Source organism: Mesobacterium hydrothermale (genome assembly GCF_035818635.1).
Taxonomy (GTDB): Bacteria; Pseudomonadota; Alphaproteobacteria; order Rhodobacterales; family Rhodobacteraceae; genus Mesobacterium_A; species Mesobacterium_A hydrothermale.
This window is the reverse complement of the sequence record NZ_JAYLLH010000013.1, coordinates 16,778-43,666: the sequence shown is the minus strand read 5'-3', so window position 1 is coordinate 43,666 and position 26,889 is coordinate 16,778. Positions and strand designations below refer to the sequence as shown.

The window sequence follows — 26,889 nt, the reverse complement described above, 5'->3', positions numbered from 1 at the left end:
TCTATTGGCTGGGAAAAGACAAAGCCCAACCCGATCAGCAGGCGCAAAGCGTGGCTCAGACCATGCCGGAAACTGTCCAGGGGTTGGGGAGTGGATCAACCGGAGCTGAAAACACCCGACGTTCAGATGCGCATACGCGGCACGTCGTTCGGATCAAGTCGCAGTTCGATCAGCAGCGGTTTGTCGCGGGTTTCGATGGCGGCGATGGCCCGGTCCAGATCGTCGTTGGATTCGACCAGCACGCCGTGACCGCCCAGCGCGGTCCCCACTTGCGCAAAGGACGGCCAGTCGAACATCGACAGGCCCGGATCCATCTTGCGGTCGAGGAACTGGATGTGCTCGGCCCCATAGGCAGAATCGTTGGCGACGATCACGATCAGGTCCTGTTTCATCCGCACTGCGGTGTTGAATTCGTTGATACCGCCCATCATGAACCCGCCGTCACCGGTGAACAGAACGACAGGCCGGTTCGGCACTGCGTAGCCCGCGCCAATGGCGACCTGCAGCCCCAAGCCGATGGAGCCAAAATTCGTCGTAGCGATGAAGCTTTCCGCGTTGGGGCAGGACACGCGGCACCAGACCTCGGTCATGAAACGCCCGCCGTCAGTCGTCAGGAACCGATCCTTGGGCAGCGCCTCTTCCAGCCGGTCCAGGGCGTATTCGAAGTTCACGAAGCCTGGCTTTGCCTTGTCCGGATCTCCCTTGGGGTGTGCGGTCAACGCGGCGATGTCAAGTTCTGCGGTAAAGCCGCTGCCGGGGATTTCTGCCTCGTTCAGCCACCAGACGATGTTGTCGGCGGTAAGCCCGGCATCGGCGATCAGCGCCGCGTCGGGGTGATAGTTCTTGGCGATCTCGGTGACGGTGTTGTTGATCTGCACGACGCGCTTGCCCTTCATCAGCGCGCCCTTGTCGGTGGTGAAATGGTGCAGCGACGTCCCGAAGGCAACGATGCAATCGGCCTTGCCGATCGCGTCATAAGCGGCGGGCGTCGACAGCGTGCCGAAGATATCGATGTTGTAAGGGTGATCGTTGAACATCCCCTTGGCCTTCAACGTCGTGGCAAGCGGCGCCTCCAGCCGGTCGGCCAGGGCCTGGATCTGCGGCACGGCGTTCTTCGCCCCGATACCGGCCAGGATGATCGGGCGTTTCGCGCTGGCGATCATACCGACGGCCTGATCCAGATCATCTCCCTCGGGCACGTAAGAGGCGGCAGTAAAAGCCGGGAAGACGTGGCGCGTGTGTTCGACTTCCTGCCACATGAAATCGGCGGGCATGTTCAGGACGATGGGGCGCTTTTCCACCTGCGCGCGGAAAATGGCATGGGCAACGTCATAAGACGCGGTCTCGGGTGCGCGCATTTGTTCGAACCCGGCCCCGGTGATCTTGACCGTCTCGCGCTGGTCGATGTTTTGCAGGTTGTGCGGATTCGACACGGCGGTGTCCCCGGCCAGCAGCACCATCGGGACATGGGCCCGGGCGGCCTCGGTCAGGGCAGTGATGCAGTTGGTCAGGGCCGGACCATGGGTGACCGTGGCGATGCCAACCTTGCCCGCGACACGGCCATGGGCCAGCGCCATCAGAACTGCGCTGCCTTCGAAAGCTACGGGAACAAAGGTTGCGCCGGCCCCACGCACGAAATGGTCCACCATGAACAGATTGGCATCCCCCATCAGCCCGAACATCGTGTCGAGACCATGATCGGCAAGGGATTGGGCAATGGATTGATAGACATACATGGCGTGGCTCTTTGGAAACGTGCTGACAAGGTTCCTGCGTTTCTATCCTGCGACGGGCGCGGTGATTGCGCGGAGTTTCGGAATTTGAAGATATTTATGCGGCGTTTCGCGCATGATGACGTCCAAACGCGCGTGAACTCCGCGCGCTGCCAGTTTCATCCAGTTCCTGCGCCTTGTGTCAGATGTAGAGGCCCGAGAAGATGACGATCAGACCTGCACCGACCAGCAGCACAGTCTTGGTCACCTTGCGGGCGCCGATCAGCCCGTAAGACACAAGCCCCAGCCCAACGGCGACCCGCAGCATCGCAAGGATTGCAAAGGCCGGGTTTTCGGCCAGTCGCAGGATGTCGGGGTTCGCGATCATGCCCAGCGGAATAAGATACAGCCCGACCCCCAACGCCATCGCGGTCAGCGCGACCTTCAACCAGTTTTCCCCGATCATCCCCGCCGCGATGAACACCGCGCCACAGACTGGCGGCGTGATGGTGGACAAAAGCGCAAACCAGAAAACAAACAGATGCGCCTGCAACGGCTCCAGCCCCAACTGGGTCAGCGCCGGACCGGCGACGGACACGCAGATGACGTAGGCCGCCGTGGTCGGCACCTCCATCCCCAGCAGCAGGCAGGCCAGCGCCGTCAGGAGCAGCGATGGCCAGAGCATTCCGCCCGATCCTTCGAGGATGAGCGAGGTGATTTTGACTCCAAGCCCGGTGATCCCGAGCACGCCGATGATGATCGAGGCGCACAGGATGATGGCCGCGATCATCGACACCTGCCGGGCGGCATTCAGCAAAGCGCCCTTGAAGCGTTCGGAAATCTGCGCGGGGCGGAATTCAAGCTCCGCGTTGAAAAAGAGCAGCAAGGCACCGGCCAGGATCGCCAGGGCGGCGGCATATTCCGGGGTGAACTTTGCCGCGAACATCGCCCAGAGCAGGATCGAGAAGGGCACCAGGAAAAACAGCGAGGTGATGATGACATCGCGTCGCGCGGGCCCGTCCGCCTCGTCCACGCTTTTAAGGTCAAAGCGCGTGGCATACGCATTGATGCCGATCCAGACGGCAAAGAAATAGAGGATCGCGGGCAGGATGGCTGCCGCCATGATCGACGTGTAAGGGACGCCCGTCAGTTCGACCATGACGAATGCGCCCGCGCCCATCAGCGGCGGCATGATCTGCCCGCCGGACGACGCAACCGCCTCGACTGCCGCCGAGAGCCGCTTGGGATAGCCGAGCCTGGTCATCGCGGGCAGCGTGATGGCGCCTGTGGAGGCGACATTGGCCGAAGCAGACCCCGAGATCGACCCGAACAACGCCGAGGAGATCACCGACACCTTTGCCCCGCCGCCTTTCAGGCGTCCGGCGGCGGCAGCGGCCACGTTCATGAAACCCTGCCCGGCCTCGCCCGCGTTCAGCACGGCCCCAAAGATGACAAAGATCGCCACAACGCCCACGGACACGCCGGTCAGCGACCCCCAGATGCCGCCTTCGGCAATGGTCAGCGTGCCGAGGAAACTGGCAAGCGGAGTGCCTGAATGGCCAAACTGACCGGGGATATACTGCCCGAACAACCCGTAAAACAGGGCTGCGGCAGCGACCAGCGGCAAGGGCCAGCCGATGGCGCGGCGTGCCGCTTCGAGCGTGACCCCCAACAAGACAACCGCGATGGCAATCTGAAAGTTGTTTTCAAGGAAACCGTATTGGTCGCCCAGCCGATTGTGGTTGACCGCGATCCAAAGCGCCGCGGCAACACCAAAAGCCGCCAGAAGGGCGCCGCTGATCCACCCCATGCGGCTTTTGTTTCCCAACACCAGCGCAAAGGGCAAGATGAACGCCATGTGCAGCGGGCGGCTGACAAGGTTCGGTACGAGACCGGAAAAAACCAGCGTCAGGTGATAGGCCACCAGGGCGGCAGACAAGATCAGCCAGGACGCCGCGGCAATGCGGCTGCGGGGGGTATCAGGCATGCGGGGGCTCTCTCGGGAAAGCTGTGGCGCAGGCCGGAGGGTCTGTCCGGCCTGCAAACAAAGCTGACGTGCTATTTCTGCGCGTCGCTCAGGTCGATACCGGCTTCTTCGTAATAGCGCACGGCACCGGGGTGGATCTTGCCGCCGATGGTGCTCAGCATGGACGGATCGACACCGTTCCACCAGGGCGAGGATTGGCTCAGTCGGGCCTTTTCTTCCCAGAAGGTCTTGGTCAGAGCATAGGCCGTGTTGTCATCCATCTTGGTGGTGGTGAAGGCCACGACCGGCAGTGAAGTCGTGATGATGTCGCTGTCCTGACCGGCATAGGTACCGGCAGGAATCGTCAACCTGGTGCGCTTGGTTTCCGCCACTTGTTCGTCGGTCATGGACAGGACGGTCACTGGGGTCGACGCGGCGGCCTCGATCACGTTTGGCGCGGGCCAGGACCCTGCGGTCACAAAGCCGTCGATCTGCCCGTTCTTCAGCGCAGCAACGGCGTTGGACAGCTCCGCATCCGCAATCGTCACCTTGTCGGTCAAGCCGAAAAGATCCAGGTATTTCGCGCCCTCGGTCGCACCGAAAGAACCCTTGCCCAGAAGGATCGTCTTGCCTTCCAGACCCATCAGGTCGGTCGCACCGCTGTCTTGGGACATGACGAAATGCATGGTCAGCGAGGGGATCGGGAAGAGCGCGCGAATCTCGTCGAAAGCCGGGCTGCCCTTGCCTTCGAACATCGCCTTGCCCCCCTGGGCGAGGCCGACGAGCGCGGGCGGCGTGGTAAAGACAAAATCGCCACCGCGCGCCCGCACGTCCATCACGTTCTGGACGGAGCCCTGGCTTTCCTCGAGGGTGACGATCACCTCGCCGTTGGTGCCGGCCTTCATGGCTTCGGCCAGTTCGACGCCCATCTGGTAATAGGACGATCCAACCTTCGCGGACTTGTAGGTGATGCGCGTTTCGGCAGATGCCGACGTCAGGGCTGCAGCGGTCAGCGCGATCGCCGTCACTGCCGTTTTCAGTACAAGGTTCATCTGGTCTCCTCCCAAAAGATGATAGGTCGATCTATACAGTCTGGCGCATCAGGGTGTCGTGCAAAAGTGTTGGATGCGCAGGTCCTTTGGTGAAAACCGCAGTGCTGCCCCATTGATCGACGGGTGCGGCATGACACCCAAACGGAAACTGAGATTGGCCGTATAAAGTCTACAACCCGCCCCCGTCGATACCCGGGGCGTAGCAGCCATCTGCACGGCGGTTAGGACTCGTACGACCGTCGTTTGCTCTTTGGTACTTGCCCTGGAATCGCGATTTGACCGGGCTGGTGGTCTTCATTTGAAAACGGTCCATGCGCAGGGCTTTCATTGCGTATCCGCGCGCTCGTGTGACGCATCGCCGAAAGGTGGTGGATACCGGGCATGAAAGACAAATCAGGCGAAACGCCGGAATAACCATCCGGGTCAGCGCCGTAATCCTTCATCTGATCCTGTCGATCCACCCTTGAACCAAATCTGCGACGTGATCCGAATTCACATCCATCATCGGGACATGTGAATTGCCAGGGATACCGTTGGCCGGCAAATCAAGTGTCTCAACGAACCCGCCGGCATTGGCGAGCGCAGTTGCATAGGCGTCAGCCCGTTCGCGGTAAGAGACCCAGGTTGGCGAGTGCTCGATATAGTCCCCCCAGACAAACAAATGGGGCACCAGTTTCGCTGCTCCGATGTCCTCGGGTGCCGAGGCAGGCTCGATCACGACAACGCCCTTGAAAAATTCCGGGTGTCGCGCCGCGGCGTCAAGGGCGAAGTTGCCGCCCTGACTATGAGCGATCAGCCAGACCGGCCCAGTCCGCTTCAGCACGTCGAAATAGGCTTCAAGCGTTTCTTGCCCGTGGGTTGTCCAGCGCGGGACGAATTGTGCCGAAAAGTGATCGAGCGCGCTGATCGGGAAGAGAGACCCTTGGTGAGGGCGGCATTCGTTCGGGTTGTTCGAATATCCGTCAGGTGCACCGAAACGAAAAAGCTCCCAGGCCTCGTTGCTGGTTCGGAAGATGGGGGCCGTGTCGTAGATCTCGGGGAAAGGGGACCAGCCCGAGCGGCCACGCTCGACCGCGTCACAGACATAGGTGTCGAACCCGGCTTGCAGAAACCGCATCTGCCAACCCGGACGACCGTCGGGCGTTGTCTCCCACGTTACTCCGGTCATGGCCCCTCCGTGCCAGAACATGACCGGTGTTTCATAGTCCGACGCGGCAAGGCGCACATGCTGGACGTAGCATTGCCGGGTCACATAGTCGCCGTTCAAGTCCACCAGCCTTGCGGGGCCATTGCGGGCGACCTGCACATGTTTTTGGGGTTGGTCCGTGAGTGTGACTCGCTTGCCACCAGCAAAGAAGCTGCTGATTTCAGCGATCTTCATGTGTTGCTTGTCGAAGTCTTTCATGACGCCTCTCCCGAGCCCAGGTCCAGCGCATGCAAGGTTGCCTGATCGATATCAAAGGCACTGATGCGGATACCCGTGCCGGTAACGGCCAAGATTGCCGCGGCGGTTCGGTCCATCGCCTCTGACACAACTGCACGGGTCCGGTGATCGTTGGCGCGGAATTGCAGATCGACATAGACCGGCTTGGGTGTTGCATGCATGACCGCGCTCATCACCACCTGACATTTCGCCGGATCAGCGGCCAGAACCTCTCGCATCATCGCTTCGAGTTTGTCCTGAATCTCAGTCCGTCCCGCCCGCATGATCGGGTCCAGAGTTTCGTCATAGAAGATACGAATGACGGGCATTTCAGGTCTCCTATCCGTAAACCAGATTGGGCAGCCACAGGCTGATGGCGGGAACATACGTCACCAGGATCAGCAGAATGAGCAGGAGGGCCATGAACGGCAGCACCCCTTTTACGGTTTCTGCAACCGGCGTCTTGGTGATCGAACTCAGCACAAAAATGTTCAATCCGATCGGCGGCGTCAGCAGGGCCAGCTCCATGTTGATCGTCATGAGAACTGCAAAGTGGATCGGATCAATCCCAAGCGGCCCCAGCAAAGGCAGGATGATCGGCAGGGTGATCAGCATGATCGCGAACACTTCGAGGAAGGTTCCCAGAATGAGAAAGAAGATGTTGATGATGATCAGGAACTGCCAGGCCTCCAGATCCATCGCCACAATCCAGTCAGCCAGATCCTGTGGCGCACCGGATTTTGTCAGCCAATGGCCAAAGGCAAGCGCGGTGATGATGATCATGACGATGGACATGGTCGAGCGCATGCTTTCCCCGATGATCGGGATCACGTCACGCACGCCGCATCCGCGGTAGTAGAAGACACTGACAAGGATCGAGACCAGTGCCGCGGCGCCAGCGGCCTCCGAGACCGTCACGATTCCGCTATAGATGCCGCCCAGGATGATGGTCGGGACCAACAGTGCCGGGATTGCCTGGACATTCACGCGGATGAAGTCTTCGCGCGGCAAGGGCGGCACGCGCGGATAGTTGCGGCGTTTGGCAACCCACACTGAATAGGCGATGAACAGGGCCGCCTGCATCAGGCCCGGGATCACACCGGCCAGAAAAAGGCGCGGGACGGATTGTTCCGCGATGATGGCGTAGACGATGAAGGCGAGGCTTGGCGGGATAAGGATACCCAATGTCCCCGACGCACCGACGAGGCCGACGGCAAAGGGGCGATCATACTTCTGCTCAAGCATCGCAGGAACAAGGATCAGGCCCATTGCCACAGCCGTAGCGACCGAAGACCCCGAGATTGCGGCGAACACCGTCGTCGCGGTCACGCAGACGATCGCCAGACCACCGGTGAACCGCCCGACCCAGGCATTGGCCCAGTTCACCAGCGCCTGAGCGATTCCCCCTTTTGCATGAACGTGGCCGAGATGATGAAGAACGGAATTGCCAGAAGCGTGATCGAATTCAGGTGATCGACGTAGATCTGGGCAACTGCGATCAAAGGCGTGCCTTCGATGGCAAACATGACCACGGCCAGCATGCCATGCACCGCGTAAATCGGGATGCCAAGTGCGAGCGAAACAAGCAACGCGATGCCGACGAGCGTGAATTCCACGGGTCAGTCCTCCAACGCCGGAAGATGAGACTCACTGGTCATCGAGCCGGGCTCGGTAACTTCGGCCCAGATACGAACGGCGTAGCCCAGGCATTGCAGCGCCATACCGGTCGGCAGCGCGAGGTAGTAGATCCACTTCGGGAAACGCAGCGAACTGTCGCACTCTTCCCCGATCATGTGGGCGAAATCGACGACCTCGTATCCGTACCAAAGGAACAGGACCGAAAAGACCAGACCGACGAAAGAGGCGAGCAACCCAAACGCCCATTTTGGCTTTGGGTTCAGTCGGTCGACAACAAAATCCGCGTGGACATGCCCGCCACTCAGGGCCAACTCACCCACCACCAGGAACATGGCCCAGACTGTCAGGTATATGACCACCTCGCTGCCCCAATCGGGCAGAATGTGCGGTGCGAAATACCGCGCAACAACCTCGAAGCACAGCAGCAACAGAGCGGCGAGGCCGATGATGCCGGAAACGATCCGAGCGAATTGCGTGATCCGGTTGGCGAAAGTCATCATCGGGGCCGTCCGTTCCAGAAAGCGACGGGGCAGAAATGGCCGCCCCGTCGTCAGGTGTTAGCGAAGCTTGGCCAGTTCTGCCTGAACCAGGGCAATGAAGTCAGAGCGATGCCAAGTTCATCCACAACTTGGGCCTGACCAGCCATCAGCTTGTCGCGCATGCGAGCAAGGTCTTCGGGCGCGGGATCGATGGTGGTCACGCCGTTCTCGGCACCGATTTGACGCGCCGCCATCTGACGGTCCATTGCGACGGAACGCACGTCGTCGATCATGTCTTCCCATGTGTCAACGATCATGGTCTGGATATCCTCGGGATACTTGTTCCACGCGGCCAGGCTGATCATGGGAACATACTGGAGATAGGCCTGGCGGTCTTCGAAGGCGTAGGAAATGCCACTTTCCCAAAGCTTTGCCGAGCGCACGGTCTCTTGCGTCGAACAGATGCCGTCCACTGTCCCGCGCTGAAGCGCTTGCGGAACGTCCGAGAGTGGGATCGAAACAGGGTTCGCACCGAAGGTGCTGTAGCGCTGCATGTTTGCCGCACCACCCGGGACACGCATTTTCATGCCGTCCATGTCTTCAGGCACGTTCAGCTGTTTTTGTGTGGTGAACACGGTGCCATAGCCTAGGTCGAACCAGCGCCCGATGACTTTGACGCGCAGTTTCTTTTCGATCATGGCGTTCAGTGCGTCGCCAGCCGGGCCGTCCCATACGGCGTGGATCTCGTCCGGCGTTGCGCCATAGAACAGCGGAAGAAGGACGGTGCCCGCTTCGGGAATGATTTTTGAAAAATGCTGGTGCAAAGGCGCCCCCATGTCCAGCGCGCCTTGCGCCAGGGCGGTCGGGACGTTGGCGCCTTTTTACTGCGATGCTGCGTGGAACACGCGCACTTCCAGCTTGCCTTCCGAGCGTGCCGTCAGTTCGTCGGCAAATTTCATGATGGACTCGTTCCGGATATGGCTCGGCCCCGGTATCAAGCGAGATGTCGAGTTTGTAGTCCGTGGCCCATGAAGCCGCTGCGGTGCACATTGCGGCCACAGTTGTCAGTGCTGTTTTCATGATGTGTTTCACGTGTTCCTCCCAGTCTTCCGCAAGCATACGGAGTTTGCATGATGCTGCTGGCGACCTTAGAGGCTCGTTGAAATCTGTTGAAATAATGAATATGCAGTACAGACATTAAACTATATGATGTCATGCTGAAATCCAAAGACATACCCCTTCTTCACGACTTCGCAGTGGTGTGCGAGCACGGCAACCTGACCCGGGCCGCGCAGGAACTGAACACCGGGCAATCCGCAATTACCCAACGGATGCAAAGACTTGAGGACGTCATGGGGGCAAAGCTTCTGCGCCGACATTCCAGAGGGGTGCATCCCACTGAACAGGGGGAGATCCTTCTGAAATACTCGCGAAAACTGAATGCTCTGGTTGTCGACGCGATTGCAGAAGTCACCGCATGGGAGGGATCGCCCTCTGGTGCGGTCTCTATCGGCTTGCCGCCTTCGGTTTCAGCCGTGCTGACAACGCCTTTGATCGAGGCTGTGAATACTGCCCTGCCAAATGTTGAACTGACCGTGGCAGAGGCCTTCTCTGGTTATCTGGAAGGGTGGCTTGCCAATGACGAGATCGATTTCGGCTTCGTCTTCGACAGGAAATCGGACGCAACCCTTGAGATCACGGAACTGGCGACCGAGCGGTTGTTCCTGATCTGCCACCCCGAGCAAGCTCAGACATTGCCCAGGCAACTTGGGCTGAAGGACCTTGCAGGCCTTCCATTGATCGCACCCAGCCGACGACATGGCCTGCGGACGGGCGTCGAGGCGGTTGCTGCAAACCGAGGATTGAAACTGAACATCAGGCTTGAGGTCGATGCCGGCCACCAGTTGATACAGCAAATCGAGCGCGGTGTTGGTGCTGCCGTACTTGCACGATCTGCGGTTATGCCCGAATTGGTCGATGGCAGACTCATCGCGTTGCCAATCGTCGATCCGGTTTTCGAGCGCACAGTGTGTCTGGCGCTTCGCAAGGAAAAAGCGGACTCGTACCTTCTGAAACGCGTCCAGTACGAAATGCTGACCGTGGTGAGACATCTCATTGTTTCAAAAACCTGGCCGGCCGAGCTTTTGTAGGCTGAATTGGTCGCTTTCCCCCATGTGCGAAAACGAGTGCAGCAGCTTTTTGCCATTGCGCCAGCGATGTGCTCTGGCTGCACCAGGTCACACAGCCGGACACATTCGTGCGGGATGTAGTTCGCCCCGCCCCTGATGCAGCCGACTGTTCCCGCCTTGAAGGTACAGACTCATCGCGTCCGACCACTTGCATTCAGCTGGCTGGGATTGCGGATGGGTGGTCATGTCGCCACCGCCTTCGCAGGCGCCAATAGCGGACGACGAACCAATCAAGTTCGTCGCGGTGCAGGGTACGAATCCCGACGCGGACGCCGGCAAAGCAGCGCCCGCGTCCCGGTGATCAGGACAGGTTCGGGAAATAGTCCTCGCAGGTGCCTTCGCGATAGACATCGGCGGTGCTGCAATGCAGGCCGCCGCCAAAGGCATAGGCATCGCGCAGATCGACCTCGACCACCTCCATACCCAGCTTGTCCATCTGCTCTGCCTGCCAGACCTCGGATTTCTCGACGCAGACGGTCTTGGGATCCAGCACCAGCACATTCATCGACAGCCAGACCGACGAATAGCACAGTGGCGGCGGCTGGTTGTGCGATGGCTGCGCCGCATCGACGATTTCCCAGCCGTTGTCGTTGAACATCTTGCGCTGCTCTTCCGGCAGGCGGCGCTGCGGATTGTTCAGGATCAGTCCCGGGCGCAGCGGCGTAAAGGTTGCGTCGATGTGGATCGGATACGGGTCCCCGGGAAAGTTTACCGCATGCACCCGGTGATCCGGGAAATGACGGCGAAGCCACTCGATACCCTTGAGGTTCGTGGTAAACCCGTGCTGCACCACAAGGTCCCGTCCGAACCGCAGCACGTCTGCCGCGTCGAACAACGGCTCTTCCTCGGTTGTGACGAAAAACTTTTCGGCGGCCCACTGCAGGCGCTTTTCCACGCCGATCTTTTCGGACAGGTAGTCGGGGTGATAATCCGCATCGGTCAGGCGTGGCTTGGGCGCGGCTTCGTGCCGGAAATTCGGGTCTTCTTCCCAGTATTTCTGCATCAGGGGACGATAGTTCAGGTATTCGAACCACCGGCAGCGATAGGACATCGTCGCCTCGAGGATCTCGTTCCCGACGGTCAGCAGAACGTCGCGCGGCGGCATGCAGCCAAATTGGCTGTCAGTATGGAAATCCGGCGTGGTGACGGGTTTCGAATGGTCGATCGGCGTTGGCCGGTCGACACAGATACCACGGGCTTCCAGTTGGGCGGCGAATGTGTCGAGCAGTTCGTTGGCGCGGTCGATGGTGTCCTGCGGACGGCGGCCCCACTGGCCGCGCATGTCGCTGTCCTCAGGCACCTTGGCATCCAGCGCGGGTTCCGCGGGCGGGATATGGCAATCGTCGGCGCGGCCCACGATCACATGTTTCAACGGGTCCCATTCATTCCAGCTGTTGACGATAGTCTTGGTCATTCCGGTCTCATTGCATGTGGTGTGCGTCTGACGGCACGCACCGGTCTGCCGGCCACCGTCACGCAAGGTGAGACCACAGATACAGACAGTTCTTCAGGGACGCGAACGGGAAACGACGCGGATTCCGATCTTTCCGACGCCCTTTGCGATCGGCGCCCCACCCAAAACTGGGCAGGGTTGCCCCGGATCAGGCCGCGCGACGCTGTTCGGACATGTCGCCAGTGGCAAGAAGCAGGCGCTGCGGCTCCAGAACGCAGACCGTTCCGCGCGACGGCAGGCTGACGATCTCGGCCTTCTGAAGCGCGCGCAACTGGCGGGACGCGGTCTCCAGCGTCAGTCCCAGCATCTGGCCGATCTCGGCCCGGCTGAGCCCAAAGGCGATTTCGTCCGGGCAACCCTGCCGACGATAGACATCGTACAAAAGCGACGCCATCCGCTCTGCCGCGGTCTTGCGGCCCAGCAGCAGGTGCCAGTTCCGCGCAGCATCCAGTTGGTCATGCATCAATTGCAGCACGTTCAGTCGCAGCCGGGGTATCGTTACACATAAATCCGAAAACGTGCCGCTTTCGCAGGTCAGCAACCGCGTTTCACCCATTGCGTGCACCCGCGTCGCCTGTGTGCGCGGGCCATGCGGCGCCACAAGCTCGCCACGGAACGTCAGCGCGAACAGACGCGGAACGCCGTCGGTGTCCATGTCTTCGCGCAAGGCACCCTCTTCGACCAGGCCCAGCATCTGCGGGCGGCGCACGGTTTGCCCATCGACATAGGTTTCTGTCTGGCAGGCATCGTAAAGCCTGTCCATGTCCTGCACGGACAGCCCCCGAAACAGGGCAGGTCTGGGGCCTTCGAGGATCTCTGCATCCTTGTCGAGCCAGGTTTGGTTGATCGCGTTCATCTCGCGCTCCTTGTCCTTGATCTGAAAGTCGGGGGCCGGATCGGCCCCGGCTCAGACCGGGACAGGAGGCGCGCGCACCCGCGCCGCGGCGCGGTACAGTTGCGGGCGCGGGGTCTGGTGATCGGGTGTTGCCAGGACGGCGGGCCGCAGTACGGCGCGCACCGGCACCACGTCGCAGGGCGGGGCATCGGCCTGACCCAGCGCAACTTGCACGCAATGCGGGCGCTTGGTGTGTTCTGTGCTGTCGTCGTCAGCGGGCACAACTGTACCGTCGGCGGTCAGCCAAACCTCTTGCGTGCCGTTTTCGGTGCACAACACCAGCTTGAATCCATCCGGCCCTTGCGCACGCATCATCCCGTCCGGCACGGTGGCCAGGCCAAGCACTGCGACGATCAACAATGCACGCAGGACGATTTGGGCGACAAGGCGCATGGTCAGCGCATCACCGCAGGCGGATGCCAGGGAATGCCGGACGGGCCGGGACAGACGGTCGGTTGCTCACGCAGATCTCTACAAGCCGGACCCCGAAACAGATCGGGGAGTTTTCACGAAGGGTTCGGGAAACTCAGACCTGTGGCGGGCCGCGCACGGGCGGCGTGGCATCGTGCGATGTGGCGGCACGGGCAGGCCGGGCGTCAGCCCAGGCGACCGGCGTCAGTGACAGGACCAGTGCGGTGGTGACGATCGCCGGATCGGACAACGCCATCGCCGCATGCAGCCGGCAGGCGTCACAGCCGTGGTCAGCGGTGCCTTCCGATCCCCCGCCGCAGATGGCAGAGGCATCCAACCCGAAACTCGCCGCGTAACGCTGTGCCTGCTGATCAGAGGACGCGGTGAAACGATGCGAAAAGCCCGTCGTCGCCAGCGCGACAACAAGCATCATCATCAAGACCCTGAGGGCCAATATCCAGCGCGCCTGCATCATTTCAGGAAACCGATACCATGGACAGTCGCATTCACAAACGCGAATCCGTGTGGCGAAGTGACCACCTGTCAGAACGGCACCGGGCATGGCAGTCTGCCCGGTGCCCGATGATCATTCGAACGCGCGTTTGCGCCCGTTGATCATCGCCCGCACAAGGTTTTCACGATGTGCCAGGCTGGCGACGATCACCCCGGCAAGGTGCAGGAAAACCAGGGCAAGCGTCGCATTCGCGGCGAGTTCGTGAAGGTCTTTCAGACCGTCTTCGCCGTCGCTGTCGCCGCGGATCGCGTGACTGTCGTCCGAATAGACACCCGCGGGCAGACTGTGTTCCGCGACAATCCCCGCCAGCGGGCCGCGGCCCTCGTCCACCGCCAGCGTCGCCATGCCGGTCAGCGTGGTCAGCGCCAGCATGATCAGCAGCGCCACCGTCATCGCGCCGCCGGCCGGGCTATGGCCGATGTGGCGTGTGGACCGCCCCGTGGCCAGCCCACGCAAATAGTCGACCACCCGTTTCGGTCCGGTCACGAAATCGGTGAACCGGGCCCGGCGTGGACCGACAAATCCCCAGATCACCCGCCCCGCCACAACCGCGGCGATGGTGTACCCGGCATAGGCGTGCAGCCATTCCGGTTCGCCTTCGGTCAGGTAGGCGGTGGCAAATGCCACCACCAGCACCCAATGGCCGATGCGGATCAAGGGGTCCCAGACCTGCACCAGACCATTGGCGTCAGCCCGCGACATCAGTCGTCATCCCGGCCGCCGTCACGATCACGGTCGCCTTTGCCGCCGCGATCATCATCGTCGTCTTCGCTGTCGTCATCGTCGGCGTAGGGAAGGACTTCGCCGGTCGCGGCATCCAGGTACGCTTCGACCTTCATGCCTTTGGCGTCGATCATTTCGACATCAAAGCGGCCGCGCTCCAGTTCGATCTCGCGCACCGTATAGCCCTGCTCGGCCAGCATGGATGCGATCTGCGCCACGGTCATCTGCGGCGTCCCGGTCGATTGGGCATTGGCGCCCAGGGCGAACAGGCTTGCAGCAGTGGTCAGCGTGGCGGCGAAAAGAATGGTCCGGGTCATGTGTCAGTCTCCTTGGGTTTTGGTTCGGCAGCTCGTTTTGCTGCAGTAGGGCTGTTATGACCCGAGTCGCCTGACGCCATCCTGACCGCGTCTGTCAGCTTGCTGTCAGCTTCGTTTGGATAAAGACTGTGATCATGATCCGCGCTGTTCTCTTTCTTGTCTGTCTTGCCGCGCCCGCCTGGGCGGATGGCGATGATCACGACCGCGCGCGCGACGCGCTGGAGGCCGGAGAGATCCTGCCCCTGACCGCGATCCTGCAAGCTGCCGAAGACACACGACCCGGGCGCGTCATCAGCGTCGAGCTGGATCAGAAACGTGGCCGGTGGCGTTATGAACTGGAACTGATTTCCCCCGAAGGTCGCCTTTACGAGGTCAAGATCGACGCCGCCACCGGACAGGTGCTGGAGATCGAGCGCGAGGACGACTGACATGCGAGCCCTTGCCGTCGAGGATGACCCCCGCATCGCTGCCGATCTGGAAGCCGCGCTGAACGCCGCGGGCTTTCGCGTCGAATCCACCGGGGACGGTGAAGACGCGTGGTTTCTGGGCGATACCGAGGATTATGATCTGGTCGTGCTGGACCTTGGCTTGCCGGGTCTGGACGGGCTGGCGGTGCTGAAACGCTGGCGCGCGAACGGGCGAGCGATGCCGGTGCTGGTGCTGACAGCGCGCGGCACCTGGCAGGAACGCGTCGAAGGGATCGAGGCGGGGGCCGACGACTATCTTCCGAAACCCTTCCGGATGGAAGAACTGGTGGCCCGCGCCCGCGCTTTGGTGCGCCGCGCAGGGGGGCATGCCGCCGCGTTGCAAGAGGCGGGACTCCTCAGCCTGGACACCAACCGCATGGGGGTTGCCGTGCGCGGCGTACCGATCAAGGTCACAGCGCTGGAATACCGGCTGCTGGCCTACCTGATGCAATATCGCGACCGCCCGGTACCGCCGACGGAATTGCTGGAACATCTCTATGGCGACGATGACGCCCGCGAAGCCAACGCGCTGGAGGCGGTGATTGCCCGGTTGCGGCGCAAGCTGGGCCCGGGCGTGATCGGGACGCGGCGCGGCTTCGGGTATTTCCTGGAGCAGCCATGAGCCTGCGCCTGCGCCTTGCGCTTGCGGGCGCATTTGCTATTCTGATTGCGCTGGGGCTGGCTGCGCTGGGGCTGTCACAGCTTTTCGCCGCCCATGTCGAACGCCGGGCCGAGGCGGAACTGACCGTGCATCTGGATCAGGTACTGGCCGGGCTTGACCTTGGGCCCGACGGGCTGACGCTGGCCCGCCCGCCGGCCGATCCACGCTTTGCCCTGCCTTATGGCGGGCTTTACTGGCAGATCGAGGGTGCGCAGGGCATCGAACGGTCACGGTCTTTGTGGGACGTGGTGCTGGTTCTGCCAGACGACACGCTGAACACGGGGCAGGTGCACCTGCATCGGCTGCCGGGTCCACCGGGACAGACGCTGCTGGTCCTGGAACGCTCCGTCACCCTGCCCGCCCGTCTGGGCGGAGGTGCAGTGCGCGCCGCCCTGGGGATGGACCTTGCAGAACTTGCCGCCGCGCGACGCGATTTCATCACCGAACTTCTGCCGTTCCTGGGGCTGTTGGCCGTCGTCCTGATAGCGGCGGGCTGGGTGCAGTTGTCGGTCGGCCTGCGCCCGTTGCGCGGGTTGGGGGACAGGGTGGCTGCGCTGCGGGCCGGCAAGGCCGCCCGCATGGGGCAGGACTGGCCGGCAGAGGTGCGCCCGGTCGCCGCGGAAATCGACGAACTCCTGACCGCACGCGCCGCTGAAACCGAACGCGCCCGGTCGCGCGCAGCCGATCTGGCGCACGGCTTGAAAACCCCGTTGCAGGCCCTGATGGGAGAGGCCGAGCGGCTGCGGTCGCACGGCGCCACGGACAAGGCCGCCGGAATCGAGGACATCGCCCGCGCCATGCGCCGGACTGTGGACCGCGAACTGGCGCGGACCCGCACCGCCGCGCGCGCTGCGGACGCGCTTTGCGACCCGGCGCAGGTGGCGGACCGGCTGATCGCAGTGCTGAAACGCACACCCGACGGGGCGGACCTGGAGTGGCACCAGGATATCCCGCCCGGCCTTGCCGTCGCCCTGCACGACGCAGACCTGGCCGAGGCGCTTGGGGCCATCGCTGAAAATGCCGCTCGCCATGCCACTGCGCGCGTGCGGTTTTCCGCGCTGCCTGGAAACGCCACCGTATCGCTCTGCGTGGCCGATGACGGATCGGGAATCCCAGAGGCGCAGCGCGACGCGCTGGTCCATCGTCATGCGCGCGCCGACACCTCGGGCACCGGTCTTGGCCTGTCCATCGCTGCCGAGATCGCAGAAGCTGCGGGCGGATGCCTGGGTTTGTCGGACAATACGCCCGGCTTGATCGTGACCCTAACCTTGCCCAGAGCACATGCGCCGCGTCCGTGATTCCTGTTGTCGGGAACCGTGAAGTCATGGTTGACGGGTTTTCCATATTTCATTATTACATGAAATATGGAAAAAGAGATTCCCGACCGTCTGACAACCCTTGGCCACCCGCAGCGGCTTGCCCTGTTCCGGCTGCTGATGCGCCGCTATCCCAACCGGCTGCCCGCCGGTGAAATCGCTGCAGTGCTGGGACAAAAGGCCAGTACGACCTCTGCCTACCTGTCCGCACTTCAGCAGGTGGGGCTGATCACCCAGGAACGAGCGGGGACATCGCTGCTCTATTCGGTCGACATGACGACCGTGCGACAGACCTTCGACTTTCTATTCACCGACTGTGGACGCGGACGGCCTGACCTGCTGTCACCTGCGCAAGGACCGATACCCATGACTGATCTGAAATATAACGTACTGTTCATCTGCACCGGCAACTCTGCCCGGTCGATATTCGCCGAAACGTTGCTGCGCCATGCGGGCGGCGACAGGTTCACTGTCTATTCCGCAGGGGCAAAGCCAAAATCAGAGCTGAACCCCTTTGCGGTGGATCTGCTGCGATCCAAAGGTTTCGACACTTCGGCCCTGCGCGCCAAGAATATTCAAGAGTTCACACAGCCCGGCGCACCGGTGTTCGACTTTGTCTTTACCGTCTGCGACCAGGCCGCGAACGAGGAATGCGCAGCCTGGTCGGGGCAACCGATCAGCGGCCATTGGGGGGTGCCTGACCCGGTCAAGGCCACCGGCACGGATGCCGAGAAAAGCCTGGCGTTCCAGGCCGCCTATGCCGCGCTGAAACACCGGATCGAAGCATTCGCGGCCCTGCCGTTCGGGTCGCTCGACCGGATCGCATTGCAAAACGCCGTGGATGACATCGGCCGTGAAAAGGACCTTTCAAAATGACCACTTACGCAGTGAACGGCCTGGGCCGGATCGGCAAGCTGGCGTTGAAACCGCTGCTGGACCGCGGCGCGAAAATCGCCTGGATCAACGATGCGGTGGGCGACCCCGAGATGCACGCGCACCTGCTGGAATTCGACACCGTGCATGGCCGCTGGCACGCCACGTTCAGCCATGACGACGACAGCGTCACCATCGACGGCACCCGCCTGCCCTTCATCGGGACGCGGACGCTGTCTGACCTGCCGCTGGACGGGGTTGACGTCGTGATCGACTGTACCGGTGTCTTCAAGTCCGAAGCCAAGCTTGCCCCCTATTTCGCCGCCGGGGTGAAAAAGGTCGTGGTGTCGGCCCCGGTCAAGGACGGGCCGACAGCGAATATCGTTTACGGTGTGAATACAGGAACTTATGATCCCACAGCCCACACCATTGTCACCGCCGCAAGCTGCACCACCAACTGCCTTGCGCCGGTGGTGAAGGTGATCCACGAAAACCTTGGGATCAAGCACGGTTCGATCACCACGATCCACGACGTGACCAACACCCAGACCATCGTCGACCGGCCCGCGAAAGACCTGCGCCGGGCACGGTCTGCACTGAACTCTCTGATCCCGACAACGACCGGATCGGCCACGGCGATTACGCTGATTTATCCGGAACTTACGGGTCGCCTGAACGGCCATGCGGTGCGGGTACCGCTGCTGAATGCATCGCTGACGGACTGCGTGTTCGAAGTTGAGCGCGCCACCACGGCAGCAGAGGTCAACGCGCTGTTCAAGGCCGCGTCGGAAGGGGAATTGCAGGGCATTCTGGGCTACGAGGAACGGCCGCTGGTATCGACCGATTACACCAACGACACACGGTCCAGCATCATCGACGCGCCGTCGACGATGGTGGTCAATGGCACGCAGGTCAAGGTCTATGCCTGGTATGACAACGAGATGGGCTATGCCCACCGGCTGGTGGATGTGGCGCTGATGGTGGGCGGGTCTTTGTGACCGGAAAACCGGGGGCACATCCCATGCACATTCGATGCACATTCCATGCGCATGACCGACATATGACCCCCACCACGCGAAAGGCGACCCGATGACCGCCCCCGCCCCTGCCAGACCCGAGGGCCTGTCGGCCTATGTCGCCGTCACGGCGGCCTATTGGGCCTTCATGCTGACCGATGGCGCGCTGCGGATGCTGGTACTGCTGCATTTCCACACGCTGGGATTCAGCGCGGTGCAACTGGCCTATCTGTTCGTGCTGTATGAAATCGCCGGGATGGTCACCAACCTGTCAGCGGGCTGGATCGCGGCGCGGTTCGGGCTGACCGCGACGCTGTATGCCGGGCTTGGGTTGCAGGTGGGGGCGCTGCTGGCGCTGTCGCAACTGGATCCGGGCTGGGCCGTGGGGGTGTCGGTCGCCTTTGTCATGGGGGTGCAGGGGGTCAGTGGCGTGGCCAAGGACCTGGCCAAGATGTCGTCGAAATCGGCGGTCAAGCTGCTGGCACCTTCGGGCCAGGGCGGGCTATTCCGCTGGGTCGCGGTGCTGACCGGATCGAAGAACGCGGTCAAAGGCGTGGGGTTCCTGCTGGGGGCCGCCTTGCTGGCCACGCTGGGGTTTGTCTGGGCGGTGCTGGCGATGGCGGTGGTGCTGGCGGTGATCCTTGTGGCCGTCGTTCTTGCCATGCCGCCGGGCCTGCCACGGGGCCGCAAGGGGGCGAAGTTTTCCGAGGTGTTTTCGAAATCCGCCAACGTGAACTGGCTGTCGGCCGCGCGGGTGTTCCTGTTCGGGGCGCGGGATGTCTGGTTCGTCGTCGGCATCCCGGTCTATTTCTACGCCGTGCTGTCGGACGGGTCAGAGGCCGGGAACCGCGCGGCGTTCTTCCTGATCGGGACGTTCATGGCGGGGTGGATCATCCTGTACGGGGCTGTGCAGGCCAGCGCGCCGGGGATCCTGCGCGCTGCGTCCCGGCCAGAGGCAGACCTGATCCACGCCGCGCGCAGTTGGGCCGCCGCGCTGTTCGTGGTGCCCGCGGTGCTGACCGTGGCAGCGTGGGTGTCGCCCGAACCGCAGGCGTGGCTGACGGTAACGCTGGTGGCGGGGCTTTTGGTGTTCGGGGCGCTGTTCGCTATCAATTCGTCGCTTCATTCCTACCTGATCCTTGCGTTCACCCGATCAGAGCGGGTGACGATGGATGTGGGGTTCTACTACATGGCGAACGCAGGCGGACGGCTGGCGGGCACGGTTCTGTCCGGGCTGACCTATCAGCTGGGCGGGTTGCCGCTGGTGCTGGGCACGGCGGCGGGGATGGTGGCGCTGGCGGCGGTGATCTCTGGCCGCTTGCGGGCCACGTCCCTTCAGCCCGGCGCGTAGCCCGCGGGATCGACCGGCCTCTGCGGTGATGCCGGGATCACGCCTTTTGCCGCTGCTGCGGGCGCTCGGATTCGTAGAACAGCAGGATCAGCGCCAGAATGATTGGCACACCCCCCAGCAAGACCGCAAACGTGGGCACGCCATTGCCCAACACCATCTCCATCAGGACCACCCAGAACGGGGTCAGGTAGGTGTAGGCGGTCACCTTGGCCGGAGTCAGGCGCTGGGCTGCGAGGGTGACGAGCGAGAAGGTTCCGATGCCCGCGAGGATCGCAAGATAGGCCAGCACGACCCAGACCCGCAGCGGCAGCGCCGCCCAGTTGGTGGCGGTGATGTGGGGGAAGAACATCACCATCAGGATCGCCGCACCACTGACCGCGACCCCCAGCGAGACCGCGTAGACCGGTTCGCCCCTCCGCAGGTGCGGGACGAGGACGGCATAGGCCGCATGGGCGGCGGTGCCGATCAGGTACAAAAGTTCGCCCCGGCCCAGCCCGAAGCCGAGGAACGCCGAAAGCGAGCCGCGAAAGACCACCCAAAGCGCCCCGAATGCCCCGATCATCAACGCCACCCAGACCAAGGGCGCGTTGCGCTGACGAAACAGCACCCAGCCCATCAGCGCGGCGATGAAAGGCATCATGGTGAAAATCGCCGAGGTCGAGACTGGAGAGGTGGTTTTCAGCGCTTCGAACATCAGCACGAAGAAGGTGGCATAGGCCGCACCCAACGGCAGATAGCGCCACGGCGCGCGGAAATGCGCGGGATTCAGCCGCCCCGTCGCGGCCAGCCCCGCTCCCAGCAGCACGGCGCCCAGCGCAAAGCGGACGGCGGTCAGGGCTGCGGGGTCGATATCGCCCGCGATGAGTTTTCCAAAGGAATTGGACCCGGCAACGATGACCGAAAACAGCAGCATCGCAAGATGGCCTTCGATCCGCGCTCGCCTGTTCGCGGTCAGGGGCGTGGGCGCGGTCATGCGGGGGCCCAGGTCGGGGCGGGCGTGCCGGTCGGGGATGCAGCGTGCGGTGTCATGGTCGCGGCCAGTTAAGACCGGGGACCGGGGGAAGGCAATGCGCGGGCGCGCCTGACAAGGGGAGGGGGAAACCGGGCGCGCGCGGCGCCCGGTCCGGCGGCAGGCTTAGCGCCAGCCGACGGCGTTGAAGATGCGCTGCGCCTCCGGCAGGTTCTCGGCCACCTTCGACAGGTCGACGGTGTCGGGCTTGAAGGCGCCCATTTTCTTGACCGCGTCATCCAGCGGGACGCCGTCGACAGCCGGGTATTCGTCATTCCCGGCCGAGAAATAGATCTGCGCCTGGTCGGAGGCGAGGTATTCCAGGAACTTGATCGCGTTTTCACGGTTCGGTGCGTGCACCGTCACCCCCCCGCCCGACAGGTTCATATGTGCGCCTTCGGCGTTCTGCGACGGGAAGACCCAACCGATGTTGTCCAGACCTTCGGTGATCCCGTCGACATTGGTGCGCAGGGCACGGGCGAAGTAATAGGTGTTGGACACGGCGATTTCGCATTCGCCGGACACCAGCCCGCGCAACTGGTCGGTGTCGCCCCCCTGCGGACGGCGGGCCATGTTGTCGACCACGCCCTGCGCCCAGGCGCGCGCCGCGTCCGCCCCGTGGTTGGTGATGATCGCGGCCAGCAGGGTCTGGTTATAGGTGTTTTCCGACGAGCGGATACAGATCATGCCCCGATATTTCGGGTCGGCCATATCGAGGTAGGTCATCGGCGGATCGGTCACGTCGGACTTGTTGTAAAAGAAGATCCGCGCACGCTGGGAAAAGCCGAACCATGCATTGTCGGCATCTTGCAGATTGGCGGGAATGCGCTGTTCCAGAACGGCGCTGTCGATCGGTTGCAACAAGCCAAGGTCCTTGGCGCGCTTCAGCCGCGAGGTGTCGACGGTCAGGAAGATATCCGCCGGGGAATTGCGCCCCTCGGCCTGAAGCCGGGCCATCAGTTCGTCGGCATTGCCTTCGATGCGGTTGATGGTGATGCCGGTCGCGTCTTCGAAATCCGAATACAGCCGTTCATCGGTGTCGTAATGACGCGAGGAATAGATGTTCACCTCTTGCGCGGCGAGGGTCGTTGCGGTCAGGGCCAGGGCGGTCAGGGCCAGGGCGGTCAGGGCAGGCAGAATGGACAGGCGCATTGGCGGACTCCGGTTATCTGAGTTTTTTTATCAAGTATCAGATCTGAGCCAAAGAGCAAGCCGCAGCTGCCGCATTTTTTCGTGAGTTCAGCGGTCGAGCAGGCCGGCGATGGTATAGGCCGGGGCCAGAAGCATGCGGCGGAACCGGCCCAACGGGAAGCGTTTCGGTACGAGGCGCAGGACACCGGGATAGCGTGCGCGGGACGATTTCCCCTGTACCAGATCGGCCAGGATCACACCGCTGTGGCTGCCCATGGCAACGCCGTTGCCGTGATAGCCAAGGCCTGCGAAAACCCCGGGCATGTCCGGCACGGGGCCAACATAGGGGACGAGGGTCGGCATCAGGCAGACAAGGCCGGACCAATCGTGGGTGATCTCGACATCCTGCCAGGCCGGAAACATGGTGTGGAAATCGGCGCGGATTTTCCGGCGGATCGCGGCTTCGGCGCCGGGGGTGGCGCGCAGACCGCCCCGCATCCCGAACAGGAACCGGCCATCCGGCATCAGCCGGAAGTAGTGCAGCAACATCCGTGAATCGTAGGCCATCTGCGCGCTGGTCCAACCCTGCGCCGCCTGTTCGTCAGAGCCTAGCGGCCGGGTGACGATCACGCTGGACTGAACCGGCAGGTACCTGCCCCCCAACCAATCGGGCACGTTTTCTGACGAATAGCCATTCGTGGCGATGACGACGCGATCGGCGGTGATCGTCCCATTGTGGCTGCGCAGGCGCCAGGCGCCCCCGGTGCGGGTGATGCCGCCCACTGCGGTCCGGGCAAAAAGCCGGGCACCGGCGGTCTGCGCGGCGCGGGCCAGGCCGGAATGGTATTTCCGCGGGTTCAGGGCAAAGCCGATCGGCACGGTCAGCGCGCCGTGAAACGGCCCGGCCAGCCCGTGTTCGCGCAGCGCATCGCGGTCCAGCAGTTCGGGGTCGACGCCGTAGTCGGCGCGCACCTCGTCCACCCGGGCACGCAATTCGGCCACCGCACGCGGGCTGTGGGCCAGCAGGGTCTCTCCGTTGGAATGACGATCCACCTGCATGCTGTGGGTGTCGATCAGACCGGCAACGGTGTCGACCGCCGCGACCTCGGTCGCGTGCCAGTCTTTCGCCGCGTCGCGGCCCGCGGACTTGATCATCATGCGGTCCGTGGCCTTGGAGCCACCAAGACAGCAGAACCCGCCGTTGCGGCCTGATGCGCCATATCCGGGCGTTTCGGCCTCGAGAACCGCGACGTCGATGCCGTCCTGCGCAAGGTGCAGCGCGGCGGACAGACCCGTGAAGCCACCGCCGATCACGGCAACATCGACGCGCAGATCGCCCAGGACCTTGTCCCAGACCGGCGCGTCGATGGTGTCGGCCCACCAGCAGCCCTGTTGCGGGCCATAGGCGGCGGGCTCGTATACCCGCCTCATGTGGCGCGCGCGGCGGCCTGCTCTTCCTGCGCTTGCCGGACGGCGGCCCGTTTAGAGACAATCGAGGCAGTGACCACCCCGATGGTCACCAGGCTGATCATGATGGTCGACAGTGCGTTGATTTCCGGGCTGACGCCCAGACGCACCGCGGACCAGATCTTCATCGGCAGGGTGGTGGCGCCGGGGCCGGTGGTGAAGTTGGCGATGACCAGATCGTCCAGCGACAGGGTGAACGCCAGAAGCCAGCCCGAGATCACCGCCGGTGCGATGATCGGCAGGGTGACCAGCCGGAATGCTTCGAACGGGGAACAGCCCAGATCCAGCGCGGCCTCTTCCAGCGACCGGTCAAAGGTGACAAGGCGCGAGGACACGACCACCGACACGTAGCACATGGAAAAGGTGGCGTGCGCCAGTACGATGGTGTGCACGCCCAACTGGCTGAAGATCGGTTTGAACAGCAGGAACAATGACAGGCCGGTGATGACCTCTGGCATGACAAGGGGGGCATAGATCATGCCGCCGAACAACGTCCGGCCATAGAACCGCCCGCCGCGCACCAGGACATAGGCACCCATGGTGCCCAGCAGCGTGGCCAGCGTCGACGACAGGAACGCCACGCGCACCGTCACCCACGCGGCATCCAGCATCTGTTCGTTGCGCAACAGTTCGCCATACCATTTCGGGCTGAACCCGGCCCAGACCGTGACCAGCTTGGACGCGTTGAAGCTGTAGATCACCAGGATGATCATCGGCAGGTACAGGAAGGCGAAACCCAGCGTCAGCGAGGTGGCGTTGAACCAGGAAAAACGTCTCATCCGTCGGCCTCGCGCTGCTTTTGTTCGTTGCGTTCAAACAGGATGATCGGGACGATCAGGATCATCAGCAGGATCACCGCCACGGCGCTGGCCACCGGCCAGTCACGGTTGTTGAAGAATTCTTCCCAAAGGACCTTGCCGATCATCAGGGTTTCCGAGCCGCCCAGCAGGTAGGGGATGACGATTTCACCCAATGCGGGGATGAACACAAGGAAACAGCCGGCGAAGATGCCGGTCTTGGACAGTGGGAATGTGACCAGCCAGAACGCCGAGAAGCGCGAACAGCCAAGGTCTTCGGCCGCTTCCAGAAGCGAGCTGTCGAGCTTTTCCAGAGCGGCGTAGATCGGCAGGATCATGAACGGCAGATAGGTGTAGACGATGCCGACATAGACCGCCTTTTGCGTATTCAGGATGATCAGCGGATCGTCGATGATCCCCAGCCATATCAGGAACTGGTTGAGCAGGCCCTCCTGGCTGAGGATGCCCATCCAGGCGTAAACCCGGATCAGGAAGCTGGTCCAGAACGGCAGGATCACCAGCATCATCAGTGTCGGGCGCCATTCATCGGGCGCCCGCGCCATACCATAGGCAATGGGATAGCCGACGAGGAAGGTTACGAAGGTCGAGATCAGCGCGATCTTGAGGCTGGACAGATAGGCTTTCCAATAAAGATCGTCTGTCGTCAGAAAAACGAAGTTTTCGAAATCGAGCTGGCTGAAGAAATCCTTGACCCCGGCCCAGCCTGCCGACGGGTCGAACTGTGGCATGTAGGGCGGGCGGGCAAGGGCAAGGTCCGAAAGGCTGATTTTCAGCACGATCAGGAACGGCACCAAGAACAGCAGCACCAGCCAGGTGTAGGGTATGGCGATGAGGACGAAGCGCCGCATGACTCAGCGCTCCAGCACGACGGCGGCGGTGTCGGTCCAACTGAGCCAGACGGTGTCTTCCCATGTGAAACTGCGGCGGGACAGACGGCGGGTGTTGGCCTCTTGCGCCTTGACGATCGTGCCGCCCGGCAGTTCGACGTGATAGGTCGAGATGTTGCCGAGATAAGCGATATCAAGGATCTTGCCCTGAAGCGCATTGGGCCGGTCGGTGGGCTTTTCCGCCGAGATCGCCACTTTTTCGGGACGGATCGCCAGATGCATCTTGCCGCCGGCACCCAGATCGTGCGAGGTCTTGGCCCGCAGCGTGGGCAGCCCTTCGCCGATGGCGATATCATAGCCGTCGTCTGTGCGGGTGCCGTGACCGTCGAGGATCGTCACCTCGCCGATAAAATCGGCAACGTAGACGGAATTGGGCTGTTCATAGATTTCGGCGGGCGTGGCGACCTGGATCAGCTTGCCTTCGTCCATAACGGCGACGCGGCTGGCGACGGTCATCGCCTCTTCCTGGTCGTGGGTCACGATCACGAAGGTGGTGCCGGTCTTTTCCTGGATGTCCATCAGTTCGAACTGGGTGTCCTGGCGCAGCTTCTTGTCGAGCGCGCCCAGCGGTTCGTCCAGCAGCAGAAGTTTCGGCGCCTTGGCCAGCGACCGCGCCAGCGCCACGCGCTGCCGCTGGCCACCGGAAATCTGATGCGGCTTGCGGCGGGCGAATTTTTCCAGCCGCGTCAGGCGCAGCATTTCATCGACCCGGGCGTGGATCTGGGCCTTGTCCTTGGATTCGCGCTTTAGGCCGAACGCGATGTTTTCCCAGACCGAGAGGTGGGGAAACAGGGCATAACTTTGGAACATCATGTTCACGGGGCGGATGTTCGGCGGCACGCCGGAAATATCCTGCCCGGACAGCAGGATACTGCCTTCGGTCGGGTTTTCGAACCCGGCCAGCATCCGCATCAGAGTGGTCTTGCCGCAGCCGGACGGACCCAGCAGGGCGAAGAATTCCTTGGCGTAGATGTCCAGCGTCAGATCTTCGATCGCGGTGAAATCGCCGAACCGCTTGGTCACGTTTCGGAACTGGATGAGCGGTTTTTCCTCGGGATCGGTCCACGGGGCAAAGACGGGTACGGCCATTCATGTCTCCGCAATAAAGAAGGCCCGCGCCG

At 62.4% G+C, this 26,889-nt stretch carries 26 protein-coding genes and 1 pseudogene; 7 read left to right on the top strand and 20 right to left on the bottom strand.

Annotated features, from left to right (window positions below; translation table 11 throughout):
- Positions 1-122: 122 nt before the first annotated feature.
- The 8 genes and pseudogenes from VK792_RS11005 to dctP all read right to left on the bottom strand — a co-directional run bounded on the left by VK792_RS11005 (position 123) and on the right by dctP (position 9,127).
- On the bottom strand, positions 123-1,736 hold the full coding sequence (locus tag VK792_RS11005; RefSeq protein ID WP_326297537.1) for a thiamine pyrophosphate-binding protein: 1,614 nt from the start codon (positions 1,734-1,736) through the stop codon (positions 123-125).
- Positions 1,737-1,914: 178 nt separating this feature from the next.
- Positions 1,915-3,699 (bottom strand): TRAP transporter permease, encoded by a 1,785-nt coding sequence (locus VK792_RS11000; protein ID WP_326297536.1) that lies wholly within the window; start codon positions 3,697-3,699, stop codon positions 1,915-1,917.
- Between the two features lie 71 nt (positions 3,700-3,770).
- Positions 3,771-4,730, bottom strand: a complete 960-nt coding sequence (locus tag VK792_RS10995) for a TAXI family TRAP transporter solute-binding subunit (protein ID WP_326297535.1) — start codon at positions 4,728-4,730, stop codon at positions 3,771-3,773.
- Positions 4,731-5,169: 439 nt separating this feature from the next.
- Entirely contained in the window at positions 5,170-6,135 is a 966-nt protein-coding gene (locus VK792_RS10990) for an alpha/beta hydrolase (protein WP_326297534.1), read from the bottom strand.
- Positions 6,132-6,482: a hypothetical protein gene (locus VK792_RS10985; protein WP_326297533.1), complete on the bottom strand. Its 351-nt coding sequence runs from the start codon at positions 6,480-6,482 to the stop codon at positions 6,132-6,134. The genes VK792_RS10990 and VK792_RS10985 overlap by 4 nt, the downstream gene beginning before the upstream one ends.
- 10 nt (positions 6,483-6,492) lie before the next feature.
- A pseudogene (locus VK792_RS10980) lies at positions 6,493-7,694 on the bottom strand (TRAP transporter large permease).
- 78 nt (positions 7,695-7,772) lie between these two features.
- A complete protein-coding gene (locus tag VK792_RS10975) occupies positions 7,773-8,291 on the bottom strand; it encodes a TRAP transporter small permease (protein ID WP_326297532.1) in 519 nt (172 codons plus the stop codon).
- 50 nt (positions 8,292-8,341) lie between these two features.
- Positions 8,342-9,127 carry a TRAP transporter substrate-binding protein DctP gene (gene dctP, locus VK792_RS10970; protein WP_326297597.1) on the bottom strand — a complete coding sequence of 262 codons (786 nt, stop codon included), beginning with the start codon at positions 9,125-9,127 and terminating at the stop codon, positions 8,342-8,344.
- A gap of 357 nt (positions 9,128-9,484) precedes the next feature.
- Here dctP and VK792_RS10965 point away from each other — a divergent pair, with 357 nt between their 5' ends.
- Positions 9,485-10,420: a LysR family transcriptional regulator gene (locus tag VK792_RS10965; RefSeq protein WP_326297531.1), complete on the top strand. Its 936-nt coding sequence runs from the start codon at positions 9,485-9,487 to the stop codon at positions 10,418-10,420.
- Positions 10,421-10,760: 340 nt separating this feature from the next.
- On the opposite strand, the gene VK792_RS10960 is transcribed toward VK792_RS10965, so the two are convergent.
- From VK792_RS10960 to VK792_RS10935, 6 genes are all read right to left on the bottom strand, one after another.
- Positions 10,761-11,873 (bottom strand): serine/threonine protein kinase, encoded by a 1,113-nt coding sequence (locus tag VK792_RS10960; RefSeq protein ID WP_326297530.1) that lies wholly within the window; start codon positions 11,871-11,873, stop codon positions 10,761-10,763.
- 187 nt (positions 11,874-12,060) lie between these two features.
- Positions 12,061-12,768 carry a Crp/Fnr family transcriptional regulator gene (locus tag VK792_RS10955; RefSeq protein WP_326297529.1) on the bottom strand — a complete coding sequence of 236 codons (708 nt, stop codon included), beginning with the start codon at positions 12,766-12,768 and terminating at the stop codon, positions 12,061-12,063.
- A 51-nt stretch (positions 12,769-12,819) separates the two neighbouring features.
- A complete protein-coding gene (locus VK792_RS10950) occupies positions 12,820-13,200 on the bottom strand; it encodes a DUF2946 family protein (protein WP_326297528.1) in 381 nt (126 codons plus the stop codon).
- Positions 13,201-13,333: 133 nt separating this feature from the next.
- Entirely contained in the window at positions 13,334-13,654 is a 321-nt protein-coding gene (locus VK792_RS10945) for a polyketide synthase (RefSeq protein WP_326297527.1), read from the bottom strand.
- Positions 13,655-13,804: 150 nt separating this feature from the next.
- Positions 13,805-14,434 (bottom strand): cytochrome b/b6 domain-containing protein, encoded by a 630-nt coding sequence (locus VK792_RS10940; protein ID WP_326297526.1) that lies wholly within the window; start codon positions 14,432-14,434, stop codon positions 13,805-13,807.
- A complete protein-coding gene (locus tag VK792_RS10935) occupies positions 14,434-14,772 on the bottom strand; it encodes a PepSY domain-containing protein (RefSeq protein ID WP_326297525.1) in 339 nt (112 codons plus the stop codon). The genes VK792_RS10940 and VK792_RS10935 overlap by 1 nt, the downstream gene beginning before the upstream one ends.
- Positions 14,773-14,906: 134 nt before the next feature.
- Between VK792_RS10935 and VK792_RS10930 the strand changes: the two genes are divergently transcribed.
- The 6 genes from VK792_RS10930 (at position 14,907) to arsJ (ending at position 20,456) form a co-directional block, all read left to right on the top strand.
- Positions 14,907-15,200: a PepSY domain-containing protein gene (locus tag VK792_RS10930; RefSeq protein WP_326297524.1), complete on the top strand. Its 294-nt coding sequence runs from the start codon at positions 14,907-14,909 to the stop codon at positions 15,198-15,200.
- A 1-nt stretch (position 15,201) separates the two neighbouring features.
- Positions 15,202-15,861: a response regulator transcription factor gene (locus VK792_RS10925; RefSeq protein WP_326297523.1), complete on the top strand. Its 660-nt coding sequence runs from the start codon at positions 15,202-15,204 to the stop codon at positions 15,859-15,861.
- Positions 15,858-17,198 carry a sensor histidine kinase gene (locus tag VK792_RS10920; RefSeq protein WP_326297522.1) on the top strand — a complete coding sequence of 447 codons (1,341 nt, stop codon included), beginning with the start codon at positions 15,858-15,860 and terminating at the stop codon, positions 17,196-17,198. The genes VK792_RS10925 and VK792_RS10920 overlap by 4 nt, the downstream gene beginning before the upstream one ends.
- Before the next feature lie 66 nt (positions 17,199-17,264).
- Complete coding sequence (locus tag VK792_RS10915) at positions 17,265-18,092, top strand: arsenate reductase/protein-tyrosine-phosphatase family protein (protein WP_326297521.1); 828 nt, start codon at positions 17,265-17,267, stop codon at positions 18,090-18,092.
- The gene (locus VK792_RS10910) at positions 18,089-19,087 is read left to right on the top strand and encodes an ArsJ-associated glyceraldehyde-3-phosphate dehydrogenase (protein WP_326297520.1); all 999 of its coding nucleotides are present in this window, start codon (positions 18,089-18,091) and stop codon (positions 19,085-19,087) included. The genes VK792_RS10915 and VK792_RS10910 overlap by 4 nt, the downstream gene beginning before the upstream one ends.
- Before the next feature lie 91 nt (positions 19,088-19,178).
- A complete protein-coding gene (arsJ, locus tag VK792_RS10905; RefSeq protein WP_326297519.1) occupies positions 19,179-20,456 on the top strand; it encodes an organoarsenical effux MFS transporter ArsJ in 1,278 nt (425 codons plus the stop codon).
- Between the two features lie 37 nt (positions 20,457-20,493).
- On the opposite strand, the gene VK792_RS10900 is transcribed toward arsJ, so the two are convergent.
- The 6 genes from VK792_RS10900 to VK792_RS10875 form a co-directional block, all read right to left on the bottom strand.
- Positions 20,494-21,429 carry a DMT family transporter gene (locus VK792_RS10900; protein ID WP_326297518.1) on the bottom strand — a complete coding sequence of 312 codons (936 nt, stop codon included), beginning with the start codon at positions 21,427-21,429 and terminating at the stop codon, positions 20,494-20,496.
- 162 nt (positions 21,430-21,591) lie between these two features.
- On the bottom strand, positions 21,592-22,617 hold the full coding sequence (locus VK792_RS10895) for an extracellular solute-binding protein (RefSeq protein ID WP_326297517.1): 1,026 nt from the start codon (positions 22,615-22,617) through the stop codon (positions 21,592-21,594).
- An 87-nt stretch (positions 22,618-22,704) separates the two neighbouring features.
- A complete protein-coding gene (locus VK792_RS10890; protein WP_326297516.1) occupies positions 22,705-24,027 on the bottom strand; it encodes an NAD(P)/FAD-dependent oxidoreductase in 1,323 nt (440 codons plus the stop codon).
- On the bottom strand, positions 24,024-24,842 hold the full coding sequence (locus VK792_RS10885; protein ID WP_326297515.1) for an ABC transporter permease: 819 nt from the start codon (positions 24,840-24,842) through the stop codon (positions 24,024-24,026). Before VK792_RS10885 ends, VK792_RS10890 begins: the two co-directional genes overlap by 4 nt.
- Complete coding sequence (locus VK792_RS10880; RefSeq protein ID WP_326297514.1) at positions 24,839-25,729, bottom strand: ABC transporter permease subunit; 891 nt, start codon at positions 25,727-25,729, stop codon at positions 24,839-24,841. The genes VK792_RS10885 and VK792_RS10880 overlap by 4 nt, the downstream gene beginning before the upstream one ends.
- 3 nt (positions 25,730-25,732) lie before the next feature.
- Positions 25,733-26,857 (bottom strand): ABC transporter ATP-binding protein, encoded by a 1,125-nt coding sequence (locus VK792_RS10875; RefSeq protein ID WP_326297513.1) that lies wholly within the window; start codon positions 26,855-26,857, stop codon positions 25,733-25,735.
- Positions 26,858-26,889: the final 32 nt, after the last annotated feature.